This is a genomic window from Streptomyces olindensis, from assembly GCF_040645895.1.
Taxonomy (GTDB): Bacteria; Actinomycetota; Actinomycetes; order Streptomycetales; family Streptomycetaceae; genus Streptomyces; species Streptomyces olindensis.
The window spans coordinates 1-19662 of sequence record NZ_JBEYZD010000044.1; the positions used below are offsets into that span (position 1 = coordinate 1).

The 19662-nt window shown below is 72.6% G+C and carries 17 protein-coding genes and 1 pseudogene; 9 read left to right on the forward strand and 9 right to left on the reverse strand.

All coding sequences use genetic code 11. The annotated features are described in order from the left end of the window. Positions 1-1179 (reverse strand): aminoglycoside phosphotransferase family protein (locus ABZ948_RS26000; protein ID WP_359763362.1); only part of this gene is annotated, 1179 nt, incomplete at its 3' end. 234 nt (positions 1180-1413) lie between these two features. On the opposite strand from ABZ948_RS26000, the gene ABZ948_RS26005 reads away from it, so the two are divergent. Continuing rightward, a complete protein-coding gene (locus ABZ948_RS26005) occupies positions 1414-2907 on the forward strand; it encodes a DNA-binding protein NsdB (RefSeq protein ID WP_359763364.1) in 1494 nt (497 codons plus the stop codon). A gap of 8 nt (positions 2908-2915) precedes the next feature. Here the strand turns inward: ABZ948_RS26005 and ABZ948_RS26010 are convergent, their stop codons facing one another. Continuing rightward, positions 2916-4328: a PP2C family protein-serine/threonine phosphatase gene (locus ABZ948_RS26010; RefSeq protein WP_359763366.1), complete on the reverse strand. Its 1413-nt coding sequence runs from the start codon at positions 4326-4328 to the stop codon at positions 2916-2918. A 286-nt stretch (positions 4329-4614) separates the two neighbouring features. Beyond that, a complete protein-coding gene (locus ABZ948_RS26015; RefSeq protein ID WP_359763368.1) occupies positions 4615-5709 on the reverse strand; it encodes a baeRF3 domain-containing protein in 1095 nt (364 codons plus the stop codon). 113 nt (positions 5710-5822) lie between these two features. On the opposite strand from ABZ948_RS26015, the gene ABZ948_RS26020 reads away from it, so the two are divergent. Together ABZ948_RS26020 and ABZ948_RS26025 are read left to right on the forward strand one after the other, a co-directional pair. Then, positions 5823-6179: a hypothetical protein gene (locus tag ABZ948_RS26020; protein ID WP_359763370.1), complete on the forward strand. Its 357-nt coding sequence runs from the start codon at positions 5823-5825 to the stop codon at positions 6177-6179. Between the two features lie 113 nt (positions 6180-6292). Further along, a pseudogene (locus tag ABZ948_RS26025) lies at positions 6293-6610 on the forward strand (asparagine synthase-related protein); the annotation flags it as partial. Positions 6611-6636: 26 nt separating this feature from the next. On the opposite strand, the gene ABZ948_RS26030 reads toward ABZ948_RS26025, so the two are convergent. Continuing rightward, positions 6637-8208, reverse strand: a complete 1572-nt coding sequence (locus ABZ948_RS26030) for an alpha/beta hydrolase (RefSeq protein ID WP_359763372.1) — start codon at positions 8206-8208, stop codon at positions 6637-6639. 259 nt (positions 8209-8467) lie between these two features. On the opposite strand from ABZ948_RS26030, the gene ABZ948_RS26035 reads away from it, so the two are divergent. Beyond that, positions 8468-9136 (forward strand): chaplin, encoded by a 669-nt coding sequence (locus ABZ948_RS26035; protein WP_359763374.1) that lies wholly within the window; start codon positions 8468-8470, stop codon positions 9134-9136. Between the two features lie 50 nt (positions 9137-9186). Here ABZ948_RS26035 and ABZ948_RS26040 read toward each other — a convergent pair whose 3' ends face one another. The 3 genes from ABZ948_RS26040 to ABZ948_RS26050 form a co-directional block, all read right to left on the reverse strand. Then, the gene (locus tag ABZ948_RS26040) at positions 9187-9921 is read right to left on the reverse strand and encodes a class I SAM-dependent methyltransferase (RefSeq protein ID WP_359763376.1); all 735 of its coding nucleotides are present in this window, start codon (positions 9919-9921) and stop codon (positions 9187-9189) included. Positions 9922-9927: 6 nt separating this feature from the next. Continuing rightward, positions 9928-14232, reverse strand: a complete 4305-nt coding sequence (locus ABZ948_RS26045; RefSeq protein ID WP_435857602.1) for an aminotransferase class I/II-fold pyridoxal phosphate-dependent enzyme — start codon at positions 14230-14232, stop codon at positions 9928-9930. A gap of 138 nt (positions 14233-14370) precedes the next feature. Beyond that, on the reverse strand, positions 14371-14856 hold the full coding sequence (locus ABZ948_RS26050) for a nucleoside deaminase (RefSeq protein ID WP_359763378.1): 486 nt from the start codon (positions 14854-14856) through the stop codon (positions 14371-14373). Between the two features lie 173 nt (positions 14857-15029). Between ABZ948_RS26050 and ABZ948_RS26055 the strand changes: the two genes are divergently transcribed. Then, a complete protein-coding gene (locus tag ABZ948_RS26055) occupies positions 15030-15806 on the forward strand; it encodes a GNAT family N-acetyltransferase (RefSeq protein ID WP_359763494.1) in 777 nt (258 codons plus the stop codon). Positions 15807-16132: 326 nt separating this feature from the next. Here ABZ948_RS26055 and ABZ948_RS26060 read toward each other — a convergent pair whose 3' ends face one another. Both ABZ948_RS26060 and ABZ948_RS26065 read right to left on the reverse strand, forming a co-directional pair. Further along, positions 16133-16396, reverse strand: a complete 264-nt coding sequence (locus ABZ948_RS26060; protein ID WP_031118633.1) for a GlsB/YeaQ/YmgE family stress response membrane protein — start codon at positions 16394-16396, stop codon at positions 16133-16135. Between the two features lie 160 nt (positions 16397-16556). Next, the gene (locus ABZ948_RS26065) at positions 16557-16997 is read right to left on the reverse strand and encodes an SPW repeat protein (RefSeq protein WP_359763380.1); all 441 of its coding nucleotides are present in this window, start codon (positions 16995-16997) and stop codon (positions 16557-16559) included. A gap of 240 nt (positions 16998-17237) precedes the next feature. Here ABZ948_RS26065 and ABZ948_RS26070 point away from each other — a divergent pair, with 240 nt between their 5' ends. The 4 genes from ABZ948_RS26070 (at position 17238) to ABZ948_RS26085 (ending at position 19628) form a co-directional block, all read left to right on the forward strand. After that, positions 17238-17402: a DUF8839 family protein gene (locus tag ABZ948_RS26070; protein WP_494487296.1), complete on the forward strand. Its 165-nt coding sequence runs from the start codon at positions 17238-17240 to the stop codon at positions 17400-17402. 142 nt (positions 17403-17544) lie between these two features. Then, on the forward strand, positions 17545-17622 hold the full coding sequence (locus tag ABZ948_RS26075; RefSeq protein WP_358798425.1) for a putative leader peptide: 78 nt from the start codon (positions 17545-17547) through the stop codon (positions 17620-17622). Positions 17623-17879: 257 nt separating this feature from the next. Beyond that, positions 17880-18434 (forward strand): NADPH-dependent FMN reductase, encoded by a 555-nt coding sequence (gene ssuE / locus ABZ948_RS26080; protein ID WP_359763383.1) that lies wholly within the window; start codon positions 17880-17882, stop codon positions 18432-18434. 45 nt (positions 18435-18479) lie between these two features. Further along, entirely contained in the window at positions 18480-19628 is a 1149-nt protein-coding gene (locus tag ABZ948_RS26085) for an LLM class flavin-dependent oxidoreductase (protein ID WP_359763385.1), read from the forward strand. Positions 19629-19662 lie beyond the last annotated feature (34 nt).

Sequence of the window (19662 nt, forward strand, 5' to 3'; positions counted from 1 at the left end):
GGGGCCGGGGACGACGCGGCGACGGGGGGGGAGGTGCTGGCGGCGGAGGTGCCGGTGCTGATCGACGCGGACGGGTTGCGGCTGGCAGTCGTCGTGCAGCCGCCGCAGCAGCAGCCGCTGCTCCTCGCCGGACGGCGCAGCACCCGGGTGGGCCGTGCCCGGTGCCGCCGGGGCCGCGTCGTGCATCGAACGCTGCACGGCCGTCTCGTACGTCCGGATCTCACGCGTCAGCACCAGCATCAGGTTCACCAGGAAGGCATCCCTGGACGCCGGGCCCGCCGACTGCGCGATCTGGCTGATCTGGCGACGAGCCACCGGTGCGTCCCCGAGCACCGACCACAGCGTCGCCAGGTCGTAACCCGGCAGGTACCAGCCCGCGTGCTCCCAGTCCACCAGCACTGGACCGGCCGGTGACAGGAGGATGTTCGACAGCAGTGCGTCGCCGTGGCAGAACTGGCCCATGCCCTGCCGCCCGGCCGCCTGGGCGATGCCGTGCAGCAGCTTCTGCAGGTCGCCCAGGTCCCGGTCGGTGAGCAGTCCCAGCTCGTGGTACCGCGAGATCCGGGCCGCGTAGTCCAGCGGGGTGTCGAACGTGCCCGCCGGGGGCCGCCAGGCGTTCAGCCGGCAGATCGCGCCGAGCGCCGCTCTGATGTCCGCCCGGGGCGGCGCCTCGGCCGGATGCCGCTGGAGGGCCGCCACCCGCCCGGGCATCCGCTCGATCACCAGGGTGCAGTTGTCCGGGTCCGCCGCGATCAGTCTCGGCACGCGCACGGGAGGGCGGTGCCGGACGAACGAGCGGTACGCCGCTATCTCGTGGCGGATCCGCTCGGACCAGGCGGGGGAGTGGTCCAGTAAACACTTGGCGACGGCCGAGCTGCGACCGGTCGTACCGACCAGCAGCACGGACCGGCCGCTGCGGCGCAGGACCTGCACCGGGGAGAACTCCGGGCAGATGCGGTGCACCGACGCGATGGCCGTGCGCAGCTGCGCGCCCTGGGGGCCGGACAAGTCGAGTCTCCCGCTGAGCGGTTGCGTGCCGAGCACCGCGCCGCGCCGTGCCCTGCCCGCTCCGAGCACGGGGGCCGCCGGCCGCGCGGGGGCGAGGTAGGGGCCGCTGTCCGTGGGACGCGGGTGGAGCGACCGGGGCGGTGCGGACACGGAGGACGATGCTGCGTACATGGGCGAGACAGATCCCTTCGTGTGCCTGCGACGACAGCGCACCACCCGGCCCGGACGCCCGGGATCACCCTGGGGAATGTCCCTGCGGCGACCGGGTCGGGGTGGCGCGTTCCTACCTGACACCGGATGCCCGGTGGCACACCATCTGGCGCACCCTGGCGAACCCTGGCGAATAGTCGCCCGGCAAGTCTCCCCGGGCTACTGTCAACTCAGCCGAGAACCTGGGGGCTTGACGTGAGCGGACAACCCAACACCCGGCTCGCGGACCTGTTCGGCCTGGCCGGCTGGTCCAAGGGCGAACTCGCGAGGCTGGTCAACCGGCAGGCGGCGGCCATGGGCCATCCCCAGCTGTCGACCGACACCTCCCGGGTGCGGCGGTGGATCGACATGGGAGAGATCCCGCGCGATCCGGTGCCGCGGGTGCTGGCGGCTCTGTTCACCGAGCGTCTCGGCCGTGTCGTGACCATCGAGGACCTCGGTCTGGTCCGGCACGGGCGTGCGGGGAAACGGCAGGGCGGCGGGAGCCCGGAGGCTCCCGACGGTGTGCCGTGGGCGCCCGAGCGGACGGCTGCGGTCCTCACCGAATTCACGGGAATGGACCTCATGCTCAACCGACGCGGCTTGGTGGGCGCGGGCGCCGCGCTCGCCGCGGGATCCGCACTCAGCAGCGCCATGTACGACTGGCTGCACACCGACCCTGCCCTGACTGCCGACGCCCCCGACCTCGACCATCCCCTGCACGCCGACCCCGCTGGGTTCGACCGCTACGAGGCCGCCCCCATCGGGTCGCAGGAGATCGAGGAACTGGAGCGCTCCGTCGAGGTGTTCCGCGCCTGGGACGCGGCCCGCGGCGGCGGGCTCCAGCGCAAGGCCGTGGTGGGCCAGCTCAACGAGGTGGGCGGCATGCTCGCCTACCGTCACCCACCCCATCTCCAGCGGCGCCTGTGGGGCGTCGCCGCCAACCTGGCCGTCCTCGCGGGCTGGATGTCGCACGATGTCGGTCTGGAGCCCACGGCCCAGAAGTACTTCGTCATCGCCGCCCACGCGGCCAGAGAGGGCGGGGACCGGCCCCGCGCGGGCGAGGCACTCTCCCGCGCGGCCCGCCAGATGGTGCACCTGGGCCGGCCGGACGACGCCCTGGACCTGATGAAGCTCGCCACGTCCGGCTCGGGCGAGGAGGTGCTGCCCCGCACCCGGGCGATGCTCTACACCATCGAGGCCTGGGCACAGGCCTCCATGGGCAAGGGCCAGGCCATGCGCCGCACGCTCGGGCAGGCGGAGGACCTCTTCGTCTCCGACAAGGCCGACGTCCCGCCGCCGGACTGGATGCAGACCTTCAAGGAGGAGGACCTCTACGGCATGCAGGCCCTGGCCTACCGCACGCTCGCCGAGTTCGAGCCGGGCGCGGCCGCGCATGCCCAGCACTACGCGGAGAAGGCGCTGGCCCTCCGGGTCGACGGCCGGCAGCGGTCGAAGATCTTCGACTACCTGTCGATGGCCTCGGCCTGCTTCATCGCCGACGACCCCGAACAGGCGGACCGGTACGCGCGACTGGCCCTGGTGTCGATGGGCTCCAACTCCTCCCACCGCACCTGGGACCGGCTGCGCCAGATGTACCGGCTCACGGCGGAGTACTCCGGCTACCCGAGGATCCAGGAGCTGCGGGAGGAGATCAAGCTCGCCCTGCCGAAGACGAAGGGCAGGGGCGGCAGCAGCGCACGGGCCTGATGATGTTCCTATGACGTGACCTTGGCGGCGAGCAGACAGGCGTTGTCCGCGCGCTCGCCCGCACCGAACTCCTCGACGACCGTCCGCACGCAGTCCTCCGCGCTGCGGTTCCCGGCGAGGCGCGGGGCCAGGTCGAGGAGGAGGTTCGCGGCCGCCGTTCCGGTGTGCCCGGGCACCAGCCCGTCGGTGTGCAGGAGCAGCAGGTCGCCCACCTGGAGGGTCTCCTCGGCCTGCCCGTAGACCGGCCCCGAGGTGGCGCCCAGCAGGACGCCGTCCGGTGCGTTCAGCGCGCGCCCCGTCCCGTCGCGGAAGAGCAGCGGGGCGGGGTGTCCGGCCTGCGCCCACATCAGGGTGCGGGTGCCGGGCCGGTAGCGGCAGCAGACGGCGCTGCCGAGGGCGGGTTGCACGGTGGCGTCGAGTAACTGGTTCAGCCAGGCCATCAGCTGTCCGGGCTGCGCGCCGGCCATCGCCATGCCGCGTACGGCACCGAGCAGCATGGTCATGTTGGAGGTGACGCCGACTCCCTGCCCGGTGAGGTCGCCGACGCTGAGGAGTGTCTCGCCGTCGGTCAGTTCGAGCGCGTCGTACCAGTCGCCGCCGATCAGGGTGGTCGTGGACGCCTGCAGGCGGCGGGCCGCGAGTTCCAGGGTCCGCGGGCCCCGGTGCGGGAGCCGCAGGGAGCCGCGCCATGGCGGCAGCACGGCTTCCTGCAGCTCGACCGCGAGCCGGTGCTCGGTCCGCGCGGCCTCCCGCTGGTGGTGGAGCGAGTCACGGGTCTCGCTCACCACCCGCTGGCTGCGGCGCAGTTCACTGACGTCCCGCAGCACGGCCCACATCGAGGCGGTGCTGCCGTCGGTGTCGAGCACCGGTTCGCCCATCATGTGCACGGTCCGGACGTCACCGTCCCGGCGTGCGATGCGGAACTCGCCGTCGATGGGCCGGGCGTCGACGAGGCAGTTCGTGACCATCGCCGTCAGCTTCGGCCGGTCCTCGTCGAGCACCAGGGACGGCAGCTCGTCGAGGGTGAGCGGGGGAGCGGCCGGGTCGCGGCCGAGGATCTGGTAGAGCTCGCCGGACCAACTGGCCTCGTCCGTCAGCAGGTTCCACTCGGCGCTGCCGACCCGGCTGAGCAGCGAGCCCCGCGGGGGCGTGGCCGGCTCGGGCGTCCGCGCCGTGGGCTGAGGGCCGTCGCGCAGCTGGGCCAGATGCTCGTCGAGGTCGTTGAGCTGGTGCAGGGCCAGGTCGTACAGGGCGCGCTGCCAGCGTCCCCGCGGGTGGTCCGGGCCGTCGTCCTCCTCGGCGTCCCGGCGCACGGCGTCCACGTCGCCCTTGAGCCGCCGCGTCTGCGATATGAGCGCGTCGACCGAGCCGCGTCCGGGCGGCTGGGCGGCTGGGCGGTCCGCGGAGAGGTGGGACGGCATGACGCACTCCGATGCGGGGACGGTACGGCCAAGGCGGACGGAGGGACCGTTACGACTGTCGCACAGCCCGCGACGCCCTGTAAGGGCTTTGGCACCACACGATACGGTGGTGCTTCTGGCATATGCCACAGTCTCACGGAGTTACTCCGAGGTAGGTGGGGGAGGCGCCTCAAGTAGCTCCAAGTCGTAGATTACACAGGGTATTTGACGCTCCGTCGGGACGCCGGGGTCGCACTCCCGCGCATGTTCGACGACCCTGTGTTCGATGCCGGGGTCAGTGCCGGGGTCAGTACCTCAGCACGCCGGCGATGCCGTCCGCCTCCCCGAGGGTGCCGTCCGGTACGAAGCGGACGTCGGCCCCCGTCTCCAGGCACTGCTCGACGATCTCGTCCACGATGTCCTCGCGGGAGTCGAGGTCGCCGCTGTCGGTGAGGACCAGATGGTCACCGGCGTCCTGGACCGTCACGCGGTAGTTCTCCTCGACGGCCAGCAGCCGGACGCGGCCGTCCCGGGCGCTCTGCCACAGCTCGTCGACACCGGCGGCGAACGCCCGCCGCCCCCGGGCCGTTTCGAGAGCCCGGGTCACGGCGTCCGTGTGGGTGCGGGCCTCCTCCTCGAGCACCGGGCGCAGGGCCTGCCACACCGTCTCGGGGGTCCCGTGCGCGAGTCCGCCGTGCGGCACGTGCACCGCACCCCTGGTGGCGCTGCCGACCTCGCCCAGCAGGGAGAGGGCGGCCGGCTCGCCGGTGACGTACAGCCGCCGCGGGTGGTCGCGCAGGACGGCGCCCAGCGCGGTGTCGGTCTCGCGCAGGAACTGGCGGGTGCGTTCCTCGCGGAACGCGCTCGGCTGGTCGCCGACGCGCTGCTGCCGTTCCGGGTCGAAGTTCTCCACGCGCCGGGTCAGCGGGAAACCGCCGAGGCGGACCTCGGTGACGCGGTCGACGCCGCCGTTCCAGAGCGTGACGCGGTCGGCGGCGAGCGACAGCGCCCAGAACGGCCGCTCGGCCGACTGTGCGGAGACGAGGTTGCGGGTGAGGAAGGTGTCCGAGAGCACCACGCGTTCGGGCACGGGCCGGGCCAGCGACCAGACCTGGTGCTCGCCCGGGGCGGCGAAGATCACCAGGCCGTCCTCGGCGTGCGTCAGGTCGACCTCGGACAAGGCGCGGTCGAGGTGCCGGCAGACCTCGGCGCGGCGCTCGCGGCTGACCGCCGGATCCGCCTCCAGCTGTCGTTTGGCCTCGGCCACCACGTTGCGCAGCCGGACCTGGTCCTGGGCGTTGTCGGGTTCGCGCCGGTGTGTCGGCGTCAGCACGGAGACCGCGGGGTAGGGGCGCGGGCGCCGCAGTTCGGCAAGGGTCGCGGGACTCAGAACGTGCTCCATGACAGCACGATAGAGCGGATTCACCCTTAGGGCATTTGGGGCAATCCGCTTGACGGCTCGGGTGCTCGCGAGGGCCCGCGCGGGTGCAGGCTGGAGAAGGAGGTGGCCTGCCCATGGCGCGCTTGGTGGTGGACGGCGAGGAGGTCGTGGTCCGGCTCGCGCCACGGGAGGCGCTGCCGGCCCGGCGTCGCGAGGTGCGGGTGCGGGCCGCGGACGTGCGGGCGGTGCGCGTCGAGCCGGAATGGTGGCGCGCGCTGCGCGGCACGCCGCTCGGCGGCCGCTGCCGCCCCGGCCGGTGGTGTGTCGGGGAGCGGCTCCACGCCCTGGGCCGGGATTTCGTCGCCGTCCGGGCGGGGGTGCCCGTCGTGGTGCTGGACCTGCGGCGGCCGGTGCCGTTCACCCGGATCGCCGTCTCGGTCGCGGACGCCGGACGGGTCGCCGGGATGCTCCGGCGGCGTGCGCGGGTGTGAGGGCGGGCGCGCCGCAGCGGAAGTTGGGGAAGTTTTTGCCGCTGGCCGATTTCCGACCGGGGGCGCCCCACCGCTGAGGGGTTCTCCGGATATTGCGTGTGCAAAGCCCGGCCGCGTTCGACAGCCGGGAGAAGAGCCTGCTCCGGGAGGCGACCGCGGACCTGATCCCCCGGTCCGTGTACGACCGGGTCAAGAGCCCGTACCCGTCCACCCAGGACCCCCGCTACGCGGCGGCTCTCCGCGACCAGGCCAAGGACCTCCTCGCCCGGCCGGACCACCCGGTCTTCGACCTCGTCGACCCCGAGCGGCTCCGGCAGGCCGCGCACCGGGACACGCCCGTGAGCAGCCAGGCGGCGCGGCGCGGCCTCGAACGGACCCTCGACCTGGCGACGTGGCTCGACGTCCACGCCCCGGAGGTCTCAGTCGGCTGAGGGCGCGGGGGCGTGGCCGCACCGGCTCACTCGGCGTCGTGGTCCGAGCCGCAGGAGCTGCCGTCCGGCGGGAGCGTGCCGTACAGCAGGAAGGCGTCGACCTTGCGGTGCACGCACGTGGAGGACCCGTAGCCGGTGTGGCCCTCGCCCCGGTTGTCGAGCACCACGGCCGACGACCCGAGCCGCTTCGCCGTCTCCACCGTCCACCGGTACGGCGTGGCGGGGTCGCCCCGGGTGCCGACGAGCAGCATCCTCGGCGTGTCGACGTCCTTGACCTCGTCGCGGATGAAGTCGGTGCCCCTGGGGCGGCCGTAGCACATCAGCACCTGGGTGAGCCGGTACCGGCCGAAGACCGGTGACGCGCGCTCGTAGCGGGCGCGCAGCCGGCCGAGGTCCCGGCCGACCTGCGCGGCGACGGGGCGGTCGGGATCGTCCGCGCAGTTGACCGCCATCAGCGCCGCCGGCAGGTTGTCCAGGGGCACGTCCTCGGGGTCGGTGAGACCGGCGTGCGGGGCCCGCAGCGGCGGGAGGAGGAACCCCCCGGACAAGAAGGCCTCCAGGCCGCGCGTGTCCCCGTGCTCGAGCAGCTGGGCGATGGCCCGCTGCAGCGAGGGCCACAGCTCCCGGCTGTACAGCCCCTGCGCCAGCGCGCCCGCGAAGTCCTGACCGGAGAACTCCTCACCGAAATCCGTCGGCACCGGTTCCTCGTCGAGCGACTCGACCACCTGTACGACGTGCTCCCGCGCCTCGCGGGCGTTCCGGCCGAACGGACAGGCGATGTCGTCCGTGCACCAGGTGAGGAAGTTCTCCAGCGCGGTCTGCTGTCCCTGCGCGCTCGCCACACCCTGTTCGGCCAGCGGCTCGGTCAGCGTGTCGACGCCGTCCAGCACCATCCTGCCGACCTTGCCGGGGAACTGGGCCGCGTACACCGCGCCGAGCCGGCTTCCGTAGGAGAAGCCCAGGTAGTTGAGCTTGTCGTCGCCGAGCGCGTCCCGCATGACGTCCAGGTCGCGGGCGGCGTTCACGGTGCCGATGTGCGGCAGGACGGGGCCCGAGTGCTCGGCGCACTCGGCCGCCGCGTCGCGCAGCTTGCCGAGCACGGCCTGCGGGTCGGTCACCTCGGCGTTGCCGTCGGTCGCGTCCAGGGCGTCTTCGGAGGCGTTGCCGCAGCTGACCGGTGACGAGCGGCCGACGCCGCGGGGATCGAACGCGACCACGTCGTAGCCGTCCGTCAGGCCCATGAAGTCCTTGCCGCCCATGGCGAGCTGGGCCACGCCCTGGCCGCCCGGGCCGCCGAAGTTCAGCAGCACCGAGCCCCGGGACCTGCCCGTCGCCCGGTAGCGGGCCACGGCGAGATCGAGGGTGCCCTTGTCCGGGCGGGAGTAGTCGAGCGGCACGGTGACCTTGCCGCACTGCAGGTCCTTCGGTATCTCCGCGCCCGCGCAGGCCGACCAGCGGACCTTCTGGTCGTAGAAGCGCGTCAGGCCGGGCGGGGGGTCGTCGGCGGCCGGCAGCCCCGTCCCCAGCAGGGCCAGTCCGGCCGTGCCGGTGACCGCGCAGCGCCGGAGCGAGGGGTGCGTGGACAGCTTGGCCAGCATCGATGCCTCCCAGGGCGCCCCACGGCGCCCTCGCCCACGATAAGCGGGCCCCCGAAGCCGCGCCTCCGGGCGAGCGGGGCCGGGCGAGGTGCCTTATCCTGCGCCGCCGCGTCGCGCATACGAAGGGTTTTACCGCTAGTTCGACAACCGGGCCGCTCGATGGAGTGAAAGGCCGATAAGCCATAACTCGGACCGGGTGCGTCGCGTTTGGTCTCATGCGGGTGAGTGCCCGCGACGATGTCTGGAAGGCAGGGAACCTATGAAACGGGTTACCCGAAACGGTGTGATCGCCGTCGCCGCCGCCTCGGGCGCGATGGCCCTGACCGTTCCCGCGCACGCCGGTTCCGGGGCGGACGGCTCCGCGGCCGGTTCGCCCGGGGTGATCTCCGGCAACACCATCCAGCTGCCGGTGCACGTCCCGGTGAACGTGTGCGGGAACACCGTGAACGTGGTGGGACTCCTGAACCCCGCCGCGGGCAACAGCTGTGCGAACAAGAGCGGGCCCGCGGACCGGCCCGGCAAGCCCGGCGGCGCGGTCGCCGAGGGCAGCGGAAAGGATTCGCCGGGCGTGGTCTCCGGCAACGGGGTCCAGCTGCCGGTCGACCTGCCGGTCAACGTCACCGGCAACTCGGTGAACGTGGTCGGCATCGGCAACGCGTCGACCGGCAACGAGTCCTCGAACACGCCCGGCGGACGCCCGGTCCGCCCCCACCACCCGCCGGAGCCGGCCCCGAAGCCCTCCGCCCCACCGCGTGCCCACCCGGCCCCGGAACCGGCCCCGCACACCCCCCACAGCCCGCAGCACACCCGGGGCGCCCTCGCCCACACGGGCACCGACCACACCCTCCCGGCCGTCGCGGCGAGCGCGGCGCTCATGATCGGGGGAGTGGTGCTGCGCCGGCGGTTCCGTCCGGGGGCGGACGGCTGAACAGCCACCCGGCACGGCCCCCGCGGCGGGTGGTCGCGCACCCGGTGCCCTCAGAGCGCCTCCGCCACCCCCGTCAGCAGCACCATCCCCGAGTCGCCGTAGTCCGGCAGGGTCGGGTCGGTGTCGATGTGGGTGACGTCCAGGTCGCGGGTCAGCGGGGTGAAGACCTCGGTGACGGTCGCCGGGTTCACCGGGCAGCCGGGCCAGCGGGAGGCCGGGCCGATGCGGTAGGTCGGCATGTTCTCCATGAACGCGGCGACCAGGTGGCCGCCCGGCGCGACCGCGCGGACGAAGGTGCGGCAGAAGTCGGCGAACTCGGCGAAGTCCTCCGTGGCGCCCTCGGCGACGAAGTGCATGGAGCCGAGTCCGTACGCGCCCGGCCGCAGTGTCCGCACATCGGCGTGGACGACGTTCACCGGCGCCAGCGCCCCGGCCAGGGTCGCGGGCACGGCGGGATTGAGCCGCCGGCACAGCGCGTGGAAGGGAAGCCAGCTCGCGTCGACACGGTGACAGATCTGCTCCCGGAGGTAGGCGACGTTGCTCGACCCGGCCTCCACGGCGTCGATCCGGTGGCTCACGGCGGACGCCAGAATGAGCGGGTAGAGGTTGGGGCCCGCTCCGAACTCCACCGAGCGGGCGATGCCACCGGGCGGCAGGCGCCGGTAGTAGGCGGAGTGGTGCGCGATGACCGCCGCGTCGGAGGGGTGCACCTCGCGGTAGTTCTCCGCGAGGTAGTCGGCGACCGGCCAGCGGTCCCAGTCCACGTCGTCGTTGTGCGTCGTCATGGCCGTCTAGCCCTTCAGCCGCAGCGGGAAACGTTCGGACAGCCGGGTCAGGGTGGCGTTCAGGTGTCCGATGTCGTCGTCCGAGTTGAGAGCGGTGAGCTGGATGCGGAAGCCCACCCGGTCGCGCGGGACGAGGGGGTAGGCGGCCAGCGTCACGTAGATGCCCTCCTCCCACAGGAACGCGGCCACCGCGTCCAGGTCCGCGGGGTTCGACAGCGGCACCTCCACGATGGGCAGCCGGTCCGTGTTGAGGGTGCTCACCCCCAGGTCGTCCAGGTGGTCGAGCACCCGCACGGTCTTGCGGTACAGGTCGGCCCGGATGGCATCGCCCCGGCGCTCGTTCACGTCCAGCCCGGCCAGCGCGGTGGCCAGGGACGCCGTCGGTGACGGCCCCGAGTAAAGATAGGGAGCCGCCGCGGTCTTCAGCCGGTTCTTCAGCTCCGACGGCAGCGCGAGGAACGCCAGCAGCGACGAGTACGCCTTGGAGAAGCCCCCGACGAGCACGATCCCGTCGTACGACTCCCCGGTGTGCCGCACCACGCAGTTGCCGCGCATGCCGTACGGGCAGGTCTCGCCGGGCCCGCGTTCCCCGATCACGCCGAAGCCGTGCGCGTCGTCGACGTACAGGGTGGCCCCCTCGGCACGGCACACCGCCGCCAGCGCGGGCAGGTCCGGGATGTTGCCGCTCATGCTGTTGACGCCGTCCAGGCACACCAGCCGGGGCGTGCCCGGCGGCACCGCGGCCAGCAGGGCGCGCAGTTCGTCGATCCGGTCGCCGTGGAAGCGGTGCAGGGCGGCGCCCCGCGCGCGGGCCACCACGCAGCCGTCGTAGACCGTCCGGTGGGCGGTCGCCTCCACGAAGACGTGCCCGTCCTCGGCGAGCGCCGGGATCACCGAGGCGTGCACCAGCGTCAGCGTCGGCAGCAGCAGCGTGTCCGGCGCGCCCAGCAGCGCGGCCAGCCGCTCCTCGATGTCCGGGTACAGCCGCGGACTGCCCAGCAGGCGCGACCAGCTGGGGTGCGTGCCCCACTCGCGCACCGCGGGATCGACCGCGTCCATGACCTCCGGGTCCCAGTCGAGTCCGAGGTAGTTGCACGACGCGAAGTCGATCAGCCAGTGGTCGCCGCTGCGGATGTGGCGGCCGCGCACCTCGTCGAGGACCGCGTCGCTCATGGGACTGGTGCGCCGCAGGTGTTCCAGGTCCGCCCAGCGCGCCTCCCGGCGTCCCCGGGCGGCGTCCACGCGCGGACGCGGCGTCCGGGGCGGCGCGAAGGGGCGGGTGCTCGGCTCCCGCAGCACGTGTGCGCTCTGCTCCACCGTCATGGGCCGGGCGAACAGGTAGCCCTGCCCGAACCGGCACCCCATCCCGGCCAGCAGGTTCCGCTGCGCGGCGTCCTCGATGCCCTCGGCGATGACCTGCAGGCCCAGGGTGTCGGCGATGCGCACGATGCCCTCGACCAGGGCGACCTGCTGGGCGTCGCGTGCGATGTCGTCGATGAACGACTTGTCGATCTTCAGCACGTCGATCGGGAAGTCCCGCAGGTAGCGCAGCGAGGAGAAGCCGGTGCCGAAGTCGTCGACCGCGATGTGCACCCCGAGTTCCTTGAGCGTGTGCAGCACCGTCTGGAGCCGGTCGTCGCGGTGCAGCAGCACCGTCTCCGTCAGCTCCAGCTGCAGCGACCCGGGCTCCAGACCCGGGGTGCGGAGCGCCTGGCCGACCTGCTCGACGAACCCCGCGTCGCGGAACTGGCGGGCGGATACGTTCACACTCACGTACGGGGGTCGGGAAGGGCCAGGCAGCCGTTGCAGGCCCGCGATGTCACTGACCGCGTTCTCCAGCACCCACGACCCCAGCGGGCCGATGTGCCCGGTCTCCTCGGCCAGGCTGATGAACTGGTCCGGCGTGACGGACGACCGCTCCTCGGCCGGCCAGCGGATCAGCGCCTCGAACCCCACGACCTCCCCCGCCGCGATGTCCACGACGGGCTGGTACCGCAGCGCGAACGCCTTGTCGGCGACCGCCTGGGCCAGCTGCGACTGCAGGTCGTGCCGCTCGACCATGCGGCTGCGCAGCAGCGGCCGGAAACGGCGCCACTGCCGCTTGCCGGCCGACTTCGCCGCGTACAGCGCGAGGTCGGCGTGGCTCAGCAGTTCCTCCGCGTCCGTGCTGTCGCGCGCGGTGGCCACGCCCACGCTGGCGGACACCGTCACCGACTCGTCGTCCAGGTCGAACGGCCGTCCCAGCGTCTGGATCACCTGGGCCGCCAGCAGCTCGGCGTCGAGTGGTTGTTTGGCGTCCTCCATCAGCACCGCGAACTCGTCGCCGCCGAGCCGGGCCGCCGTGTCGGTGCGCCGCAGGGTCCGGGACAGCCGGTTGCCGACGGCGATCAGCAGATGGTCGCCCGCCCGGTGCCCCATCGTGTCGTTGACCAGTTTGAAGTCGTCGAGGTCGATGAAGAGCAGACAGGTCAGGGAGGACTCGCGGCGGCCACGCAGCAGGGCGCGCTCGATCCGCTCCAGCAGCAGCGTGCGGTTGGGCAGACCGGTCAGCGAGTCGTGGAACGCCCGCTGGGTCAGCTCCTGCTCCAGCCGCCGCTGCTCGGTCACGTCCCGCAGGGTCACCACCAGTCCGGACACGGTCCGCTCGTCCCGGAAGTCGCTGAACCGCACCTCCGCCTCGACACGCCCGTCCCCGCGCCGCACCCACCAGTGGTCGTGCCCCGCCGGCGACCCCCGCTCCCGTACGGCGGTCAGCTCACGCGTGGCCCGGTCCCGGTCCCCGGGGTCCACCAGGTCCGGCAGTGACACGCCGACGAGGTCGTCGGTGCCGAACACGGACCGCGCGGACGGGCTGGCGTACCGGATGGTGTCGTCGTCCTCGAGGATCAGGATGACGTCGGAGGCGTTGCGGACCAGGGTGCGGAAGTACGCCTCGTTCTCCCGCCGGACCACCTCCTGGCGCAGCTTGACCCGCTCCATGGCCAGGCCGGCGTGCGAGGCCAGGATCTCCAGGGAGCCCCAGGTCTCGGTGAGCTGCCGTTCGGGGCCGGCGACCAGCAGGACTCCCGGGATCGCTCCGGCCGGACGGTCCGGCTGCGTCATGGGGCAGACCAGGACGGAGGGCAGGGCGTCCAGCTCGGCGCCGGTGCTGTCGTCGAGGGCGGCCGGGCTGACCAGGCGGGTGCCGCGCGCACCGAGGTCCGTCACCCGCTCCGACGGCAGCAGCACCGTCCGGTGCGGTACGTCCGGCCCCAGCAGCCGGTCGACCGCCGTGCGGCAGGACTGGTCGACCTCCTCCTGCCGGAAGGCCGAGACCAGCGAGGCGGCGGCCGCGCGCAGCGCCAGCTCCCGGGTAACGGCGTGACGATGGGCCACCACCATGCCGGCCAGCCGGAGGATCACCAGCAGGAACAGCACCCCGGAGAAGGCCGCGATCACGGCGGCGTCCCGGGTCTGCTTGCTCAGGCCCTCGTACAGCAGGATCCCTGGTGCGATGAGCGTGGCCACGGCCAGCATGACCAGCCGGCGCGGCGGCGGGAGGAGGGACTCGCGCTGCGGCACGGAGGCGGTCAGTTCGACCATCGAGGGGTGCAGGGCGGCCAGGCCCCAGGCGGTGTAGAAGGCGATCCACCCGGTGTCGAGCAGGGTGCCCGTCTGCCACAGGCCGTTCAGTTGCAGGATCCCGTAGGCGATGTCGAAGCCGAGCAGCGTCACGGTGCCGACGACCAGCAGACCCACGGCACGGTTGTGGCCGGTGACCGGGCTCGGGGTCAGCAGCCGGGCCAGCAGGGCCAGCACGAGGACGTCGCCCAGGGGGTAGGCGATGCTGATCGCGCGCTGCTGCCAGGTCATCCCCTCCGCCACCGTCAGCGGCTGCACCAGGTACACCCACACGGGCAGCGCGAGGCCCGCCGTGATGATCAGCGCGTCGAGCAGGCTCGGCAGGTCGCGGTCGGCCCAGCGGTGGCGCACCAGCCCGGACAGGCCGATGGCGAAGAGCGGATAGGTGGCGAGGTAGCAGGCGTCGGCGGGGGAGGGGAACGGGTTGGAGGCGTCGAAGTACTCCTCCATGACGTTGTAGTAGGTGTCGCCCGTGATGAAGGTGAGCAGGCCGCCGGCGAGGAACCACCAGGGCCACTGGTGGGCGGGCCGGTGCAGGCGCACGCCGGCCAGTACCGCGGTGACGCCGGCCAGCCCGATGACGGCCCACAGCGCGGGAGCCACCACCGGGACGGTCATGTACACGATCGTGACGGCCGTGACCAGGGCGATGTAGGCGGCCATCAGCCGCCGTTCCCGCAGCAAGGACATGCGCCTCCCCCCGTCGGGGGGACCGGGGTGTACACCTGGTCTTGTTGAATTCGATCGTAGGTTCGCCCGAGTGGCCCTGCATCTCGACGGCGGACGCGGGCCCGGGTGAGCGGACCTGGCCCTCGCGACGAGGTCTTGTCAGGCGCGTCCGCGATGGAACCGGACGTGCAACTCCCGCACACCCTCCATGAGTTCCGGTACGGGCCCGTCCACGACTACGCCGGGTGCGACCTCGTGGACGGGGAGTGTCCGGACCGGCGGCGCGGGGACCCGCAACTCGTTCAGCCAGGATGAGAGTTGCTCGGAGGAAGCGACGTAGACGATGCGTCCCAGGCCGACCCATGCGTGCGCGGCCGCGCACATCGGGCAGTGCTCGCCGGAGGTGTAGACCGTCGCGGCGGACCGCTCCTCGGGTGAGAGGCGGGCCGCCGACCAGCGCGCCAGTTCGAACTCGGGGTGCCGGGTGCGATCGCCGGAGGCCACCCGGTTGTGGTCCTCGGCGAGGACCGTGCCGTCCCCGCCGACCAGGACGGACCCGAACGGCTCGTCCCCGGCCCGCAGCGCCTCGGCGGCGAGCTCCACGCAGCGGCGCAGGTGCGGCAGTTCCGTGTCCTTCACGACCATGGTGCGGCCCCTCTCCGCGACGATGTGATCAACAGGACCCTATGGCGCCGGCCCCCATGGGGGAAGGAACGGTGGGGCGGGAACGGCGGGACGGGAGGCCATGGGGTGTCACCCCACCGGAAAAGGCGTTGCCGGACCGGCAGGTCGGTGCTGGAGTGCACCCCATGGACCACATGGATCATGCCGCGTTGCTCGCCCTGTTCGACCGTGACCTGCGGGAGGGGGCCCGGCCGGACGGCCCCGACGCCCGCGTCGAGCGAACCGGCGGCGTCGTGCGCCAGGTCGCCTCCGCACAGGGCTGGAACGGCGTCCTGTGGTCCGCCCTCGACGAGGCGGGAGCCCGGGCGGCGATCGACGAGCAGGTCCGTCACTACACCGGGCTCGGCCTGGACTTCGAGTGGAAGCTGTACGGACACGACCGGCCGGTCGACCTCGGGCAGCGGCTGCGCGCGGCGGGTTTCACGCCCGGACCGCAGGAGACGCTGATGATCGGCGAGGCCGGCGGGGCGGTCCTCGGCGCCGAACCGCCGGAGGGCGTGCGCGTCGAGCCGGTCACCGACGCGACGGGTGTGGACCTCGTGGCCGAGGTGCACGAGAAGGCCTTCGGCGCGGACAGCTCCTGGCTGCGTCACCAACTGCTCGCGCGCCTGGCGGCGGACCCGGACACCGTCGTCGCCGTCGTGGCGATGGCCGGGGACGAGCCGGTGAGCGCGGCCCGGATGGAACTCGTGCCCGGCACGCTGTTCGCCGGCCTGTGGGGCGGCGGCACCGTCGAGGGCTGGCGCGGCCGAGGCATCTACCGTGCCCTGGTGGCCCACCGCGCCCGTGCCGCCGCGGACCGCGGCTACCGCTACCTCCAGGTCGACGCCTCCGACCAGAGCCGCCCCATCCTGGAACGCCTCGGCTTCCTGCCGCTGACCACGACGACGCCGTATGTGCACGAGCTGTGACGTGCGAGTTGTGACGTGCGAGTTGTGACGTGCGAGTTGTGACGGTGCCCGAGCTGCGACGTGCCCGAGCTGCGACGGGTCGAGCTGTGGCGGGCCGCGGTGCCGTCGCGCCCGCCCTCACGCTTCAGCACGCCCGCGCCCGTCTCGCGGCGGCAGCGGTCGTCGGCCGTGCCGCGCGGCGGGGGACGGGTCCGCGCGGCCGGTCGGCCGCGCGGACGGGTTGTGTCATGTCGTGTCGCCGGTTGTGTCGGCGGACGGGTTGTGGCATGCCGTACGGGCTACGTCGCGCCGTACGGGGTGGGTCGTGCCGTACGGTCGGTGCGCCGTCAGCGGCGTGCCTTCGAGCGGTCCAGCGCGGTCACGCCGAGCGCGGCGAGACCGATCTGGATGAGCCACTCGACCCAGTCGACGCCCTTGGTGTCGGCCACGCCGAACGCGGCGGCGAGCGCGGAGCCGATCAGCGCGGCAATGATGCCGACGACGATCGTCCACAGGATGCCGATCCGCTGACGGCCCGGGACCACGAGCCGGCCCAGGACGCCGATGACGATGCCGATCACGATGGCACTGATGATCCCGTCGATCTCCATCTCCGCCCCTTCTCCTCAGGACCCCCGCTGTAGTGCGTGTGCCCCCTGCCGGCCGGGACACTCCGGTTCCGGGGCGGCTCCGCGTCGCTCGCGACCGGGTGCGGGTACGAAAGGGCCGGTCCGGGGTGCGGACCGGCCTTCGGTTCTCCTTCCGGCGGGGCTACGGCCTCGGGGAGGCCTTCGCCGCCGTGCCGGCGCACACCAGCCCCAGGATCACGGCCAGTGCGCCGATGATGATGTTGTTCCACACGACGCCGGCGTCCGGGCTGTCGCCGACGACCCACGGCGAGATGATCATCCACACCCCGAGGGCGCACATGGCCCAGCTCAGGCCGTACATGCGCTCCGGAGCGCGAGTGAACCCGAGCGCCAGCAGGCCGATCGCGATGCCCATGATCAGGTTGTGGGTCACGAGCGGCGGCTGGCTGGTCGTGTAGTGGACTATCCACGGGGAGGCGGCGCAGTACAGACCGAGCAGGAACACCGGTCCGTCCACGAGCGCCACATCGCGACCACCGAGCATGCGGGCGTACCGATCCCGCATTTCGGAGGCATCAGGATGGCTCGTTATGTCACCTCTGGTGGGCGAGACGTTGGCCATGACTCGTCTCCTTCGTCTTGCAGGGCGACCGCGTCTGGTGGGGTATGCGGTAAGCGCCGCGTTAGCCTCATTCTGCACTTATTTCCCCTTTATGTGTAGAGGTCGGAACGGGTGTGCTGATGCGCCCCGCGGTACATGTCCGGGCGGATCGGGGGCAACCGGATGAGTACGACAGCGACCGATCGACGCCGCCCGGCAGGCGGCCTGGAACAGGGGAGGGCAGCGGGCATGTCTGCGGCCATGAGCGCGAAGGTGTTGGAGCGGTTCCCGGCGGGAGCTCCGCGCGGATCATGGCCGGCGGAGGAGTACGCGGCCCGCCGCCGGGCCGAGGGAGAGCCCGCCACCGTCGTGATGGACCTGGAGTCGGACGCCTTCCTCGTGGTGGTCCCGGCCGACGAGGACTGAACCGGGCGCACGGGCCGTCCGGGGAACCATCGCCATTCAGGATTCAGGGCCCGCTTCCCGAAATCCGTGGTCCGGGATGCGAGATGAGCCACGAATTCCTTGACGGCCCTCGTGCCGCGCTGCCACGATCCATGGCATGACCATGCGACTGGATCTCACGCGGCGACGCCACGTCGACCTCGCACGCGTCTCCAGCGCTTCCTGTCGCACCGCAGTCTGAGCCGTCGGCACCGCAGTCTGAGCCCGACGGCTCGCCGCCGCCTCCCCGCACCGCCGTATCCGCCTTCGGCCACACCCTGCCGAGCCCTGGCGCGTCCACGCTCCACGGCGGAGTCTCTCGCGGTGCGTTTCCCTCCGCCCCGCGCGGTGCACTTCTCTCACGCCTGAATTCGGCGCTCCGTCACGCCCGTTGAGCGGACGCCCCCGAATTCGGCTCTGTCCGCGCGCAGTCGCGCGTTCTCCCGGAAAAGAGAGCCCATGGCCACCGTCCTGTCCGTCTCCGGCAGCCCCTCCTCCTCCTCCCGCACCAGCCGCCTGCTGCGCCACCTGGACGAGCGGCTCGTCGCCCAGGGCCACGACGTGATCCCGCTCGACGTGCGCACCATCCCGGCCGAGGCCCTGCTCGGCGCGGACTTCCGGCATCCCGCCATCGTCGAGGCCACCGAACTGTTCGCGCGCGCCGACGGCGTCGTCGTCGGCACGCCCGTCTACAAGGCGTCCTACTCCGGGGTCCTCAAGGCCCTGCTGGACCTGCTCCCGCAGTACGCCCTCACCGGCAAGGCCGTACTGCCCCTCGCCACCGGCGGCAGCATCGCCCATGTCCTCGCCATCGACTACGCCCTGCGCCCGGTGCTCACCTCCATGGGCGCGGCCCACACCGTGCAGGGCTGGTTCACCCTCGACAAGGACATCACCGTCCACGACGACGGCTCCCTGACCGTCGCTCCGGCCGCCACCGAGGCGCTCGCCCAGGTGGTCGACCAGTTCTCCGCGGCGCTCGGCCGCACCCCGCTCCTGGCCGTGGCGGGCTGACCCTCCCGCCTCGCTCGCGGACGTTCCCATCGATCGGAGTTCCCCGTGTCCCTCACCTTCCACTGGTTCCTGCCCACCAACGGCGACAGCCGCCATGTCGTCGGCGGCGGCCACGGCAGCCCGGCCACCGCGTCCGGACGGGACCGGCCGCCGACGGTCGCCTATCTGAGCCAGATCGCCCGCGCCGCCGAGGAAGTGGGCTTCGCGGGGGTCCTCACGCCCACCGGCGCCTGGTGCGAGGACGCGTGGCTCACCACCGCGATGGTCAGCCAGCACACCGAACGCCTGAAGTTCCTCGTCGCCTTCCGCCCCGGCCTGATCTCGCCCACCCTCGCCGCGCAGATGGCCGCCACCTTCCAGCGGCAGACCGGCGGACGGCTCCTCCTCAACGTCGTCACCGGGGGCGAGAACCAGGAGCAGCGCGCCTTCGGCGACTTCCTCGACAAGGACAGCCGGTACCGCCGGACCGGCGAATTCCTGCAGATCGTCAGGGAGTTGTGGGAGGGCAAGTCGGTCGACCTGCACGGCGAGCACCTCCGGGTGCAGGACGCGGCGCTCGCCCGCGTGCCCGACCCCGTTCCCCAGGTGTACTTCGGCGGGTCCTCGCCCATCGCCGGTGAGATCGCCGCCCGGCACGCCGACGTCTACCTCACCTGGGGCGAACCGCCCGCCCAGGTCGCCGAGAAGATCACCCGCATCCGGTCGCTGGCCGCCGGGCAGGGCCGCGCCCTCCGCTTCGGGATCCGGCTGCACGTGATCACCCGCGACACCGCCGAGCAGGCCTGGACCGAAGCGGACCGGCTGCTGGACGGATTCGACCCCGAGACCGTCGCGTCGGTGCAGGCCGGGCTCGCCCGCAGCGAGTCCGAGGGGCAGCGGCGCATGCTCGCCCTGCACGGCGGCCGGCGCGACCGCCTGGAGATCCACCCCAACCTGTGGGCCGGCATCGGCCTGGTGCGCGGCGGGGCGGGCACCGCCCTGGTCGGCAGTCACGACGAGGTCGCCGAGCGGATCAGGGAGTACCACGCCCTCGGCATCGAGGAGTTCATCCTCTCCGGGTATCCGCACCTGGAGGAGGCGTACTGGTTCGGCGAGGGCGTCCTGCCGCGCCTGGCCGCGGACGGCCTGTGGCGCCACCCCTCCGGCAGGGAACCCGCCGCTCCGGCCTCCACGCCCGTACCCTTCGCCAGTTAGAACCGCCCCCGGCCCAACGATCAACCTCCCGGCC